General features: G+C 34.2%; 3 protein-coding genes and 1 pseudogene. 2 read left to right on the top strand and 2 right to left on the bottom strand.

The genetic code is table 11. The features are described 5' to 3' along the window. Nucleotides 1–202: 202 nt before the first annotated feature. The gene (locus C0Q33_RS09285) at nucleotides 203–367 is read left to right on the top strand and encodes a hypothetical protein (protein WP_165776456.1); all 165 of its coding nucleotides are present in this window, start codon (nucleotides 203–205) and stop codon (nucleotides 365–367) included. A 50-nt stretch (nucleotides 368–417) separates the two neighbouring features. On the opposite strand, the gene C0Q33_RS06165 is transcribed toward C0Q33_RS09285, so the two are convergent. Next, nucleotides 418–933: a hypothetical protein gene (locus C0Q33_RS06165; RefSeq protein ID WP_101477727.1), complete on the bottom strand. Its 516-nt coding sequence runs from the start codon at nucleotides 931–933 to the stop codon at nucleotides 418–420. A 232-nt stretch (nucleotides 934–1,165) separates the two neighbouring features. Further along, on the bottom strand, nucleotides 1,166–1,921 hold the full coding sequence (locus C0Q33_RS06160) for a hypothetical protein (RefSeq protein ID WP_101477726.1): 756 nt from the start codon (nucleotides 1,919–1,921) through the stop codon (nucleotides 1,166–1,168). A 685-nt stretch (nucleotides 1,922–2,606) separates the two neighbouring features. Between C0Q33_RS06160 and C0Q33_RS09280 the strand changes: the two are divergent. Continuing rightward, nucleotides 2,607–3,097 (top strand): annotated as a pseudogene (locus tag C0Q33_RS09280) (hypothetical protein); the annotation flags it as partial.

The following is a 3,097-nucleotide window of genomic DNA, read 5'->3' as shown; positions in this document are numbered from 1 at the left end:
ATGATGTCATGAATATCACTAAAATAATTGGTTTTTAATTTCAGGTGTGAAATACGGTTCACATTGCATTAAATTTAACTGACAAAGTGTCATCATGGCCTAATTTAGTACAGGTCTAGTTTCTATTTTTTAGAGTTGGTACTAGATGTATTTTCAAAATAGAAAACATGGAGATAATACAGTCAGGTTTAGTGTATAAAACATGAATGAAATAAAATGTAAAAGTGAAGATTTGACTGAAAAGGATCAATCCAAGGAAGGAGTAAGAAAAATAGTATGCATCAAAGAAGAGAATTATCTAAATGAATTAATGTTAAACTACAAGAGCATGCAGCGAATGCAAGATTTTATGAAGAGTTTAGACTAGAACTAAAAATTTCGAGAGTTTGAAGCCAAGTGTAATGGCATAATTTTTGTTTAATGATCCATATGTTGACTAGACTGAAAATTCATGAATTGCTGTATTGCATCAAGAAGTTTGGTATCATTGGTGGTTAATACTAGAATAGAACCGCCGTCAATGTCTTTTATTGAATAATTGATCAAATCCTTTTTTGCTGTCATTATATCAGTGCCTGGAACAATTTGAGCATGTACATAGAATGGTTTTGTGAAATTTCCTGCAGAAAATTCGTATTGAATCTCTTTTACATGAGATCTTATCTCATTAATGGTTTTGACATCACTCTGGTTAGTCGACATTATCATAATCTCCCCACCTGTTGCAGTAGACATGAAATGATGATGTATCATAGTTTGATTAAAGCCCATTGCCATATTGCCACGTTCCAACATTGCAGTCTGATTGAAAACTTTTGTTGAGTTGGTAGTTTGGTTAACTGTACTCTTGTAACTAGGCAGAAAATATGCTGCAGTTAGTACGGATATAACAATTATGGCGAAAATAATTAGAATTTTTTTGTTCAGTGCCATGCTGGTGTTAAATCATAATATGAAATTACCTAAAGTATAATAGCTAAAGTTTTGATTTTTGAACTAAAACACATCAACAAAAGATATTATCTTTAGCAATGAAATAATACATCATGGAAAAAAAGTGTGTCCTGTGTGGATGCAAAGATCACAAGATAATTGGCTGCAACAGACATCTATCTAAGCGATGTAGTTGCTTTCATGATGAAAAATAATGAAGAATGGGAATAATCTATGCGTTGATTATTCCTTGACTTACTAGGTACTGTATTGTGTGGATTAGGTCATGGTCAGACAATTTTCCCGCCAAGTAAAAGGCAAAAACATCTTTTACCCAATTTGGAATTTTATCATTGTGTATTGGAACTGGTGTTGGTACAGTTGGCGTAGATGGTGTAGGAGATGTTCCGTAACTGACGTATGTTGTAGATGGTGAGTATTGCACTGTAACTGATCTGTCTACCGGCTGTTGGTCTACATGAGTTGCAATGTTGACAATTTTTTGGTCTGTACGCAAGGTATTATCTACAAACTTTTGGTCTGTGTGAGACATCACATCTTGAATTCTATGATCTACAGAAACTGTCCTGTCTACAATCTTTTGGTCGATATGAGACACAATGTTGGCGATCTTTTGGTCTGCATGCCATGGTACGTATGCAAACTTTTGGTCTGTGTGGGATGTTATACTTTGAGATTGATGGTTTGCATGATATACTGTATATGCAAACTTTTGGTCTGTGTGGGATGTCGTACTTTGAGACTGTTGGTTTGCATGATATGATATACCTGCAGACTGTTGGTTTGCATGATATGATATACCTGCAGACTGTTGGTTTGCATAAGATGTCATGTTTGCAAATCTTTGGCCATTGTACTTACCCCCACTATCTGCAAATGCACTTGATGATACAAGTGATGCAGTAATTACAACTCCAAGAATTGCCCCTAGTGACAATATTTGGAATTTGTTTTTGTGAGAATTCATTTTCGTCATAATTATGTTAAGAAGTTAATAAAGAATTACTACTAAATGTGCGCTAACAAAGTTCTTGATCATTTAAAATATTTCTAGAAAAGTTTTTTGAAAAAAATATTTTGTGTTATAATATAATGTAAAAGATTTTTCGTAAACAGTTATGCAAGTTTTTGTCCAGCTAACTGATCAATTTTGGCTTTGAGATCAAAGTGACTTGCATCTGTCAACACCTTTTGGACTAATTATCTGCAACGGGTTGAGCTTTGTCTCGGATTATAACAAAGTCTTGATAATATTTGCTGACATCTACTCCATTGTATGCAATTAATGCCAAACCAAGTATATGACAATTGTAATTATCTTGTCTATCATTGGAATTCTGCCACAAAATAACACATAATTAGATTAAAAGATAGAGTAGGAATTATCAGTCCAAATCATAAACATGAAACGGATCAATTTCTAGTCGTTTTTGGTATAAAATATGCACTTTTTAGGCATGAAAATCGTTAATGATAGGGTAGAATTCCCATCCTAAGCGAGTAATTCGAAATTGACTTGCTTATCCTCTCATACCGGAACTAGTCATCGCATTTATAGTTTGGGTACCAATCATTAGTTTCCTAATGATCAATAACATTGTTCAGTAACAATGTGTCACAATTTTTTATTAACTCATCAACGTATTGTGTGCATGAACAACAAAGTAATTCTCTTCTTTGTATTTACAGCACTCTTAATGTTTTCACAGTATACTTTTCCAAATTCTTTTGCAGACAGTGTTAATGCTACTACTTATAGTGTCTCTGATGTAAATACAACAGCTACACCTGTCATTCAATCTGTAGCATACCAGTCATCTTTAGGTACATCTGGTTCTTCAGCTGTTCAAGCAGTTGCAACTCAATCAGTTGCTACCCAGTCAGCTCCAGTTCAAGCAGTTGCTGTTCAATCAGATTCTATTCCATCATCTACTGTTCAAGTAGTTGCAATACAATCAGTTCCAGTTCAAACAGTTACAACACAATCATCTAACACTCAACCATCTACTGTTCAAGCAGTTGCTGTTCAATCAGATTCTATTCCATCATCTACTGTTCAAGCAGTTGCTACTCAGTCAGCTCCAGTTCAAGTAGTTACCAATCAAACAGTTCCAGTTCAAGTAGTTACCAATCAAACAGTTCC

Source organism: Candidatus Nitrosotalea bavarica, from assembly GCF_900167955.1.
Taxonomy (GTDB): domain Archaea; phylum Thermoproteota; class Nitrososphaeria; order Nitrososphaerales; family Nitrosopumilaceae; genus Nitrosotalea; species Nitrosotalea bavarica.
The sequence above is the reverse complement of the archived record's forward strand: the minus strand, read 5'-3'. Positions and strand labels throughout refer to the sequence as shown.

Coding starts and splice junctions, on each gene's coding strand:
- C0Q33_RS09285 (WP_165776456.1), top strand. CDS start 203: ATGAATGAAATAAAATGTAAAAGTGAAGATTTGACTGAAAAGGATCAA.
- C0Q33_RS06165 (WP_101477727.1), bottom strand. CDS start 933: ATGGCACTGAACAAAAAAATTCTAATTATTTTCGCCATAATTGTTATA.
- C0Q33_RS06160 (WP_101477726.1), bottom strand. CDS start 1,921: ATGAATTCTCACAAAAACAAATTCCAAATATTGTCACTAGGGGCAATT.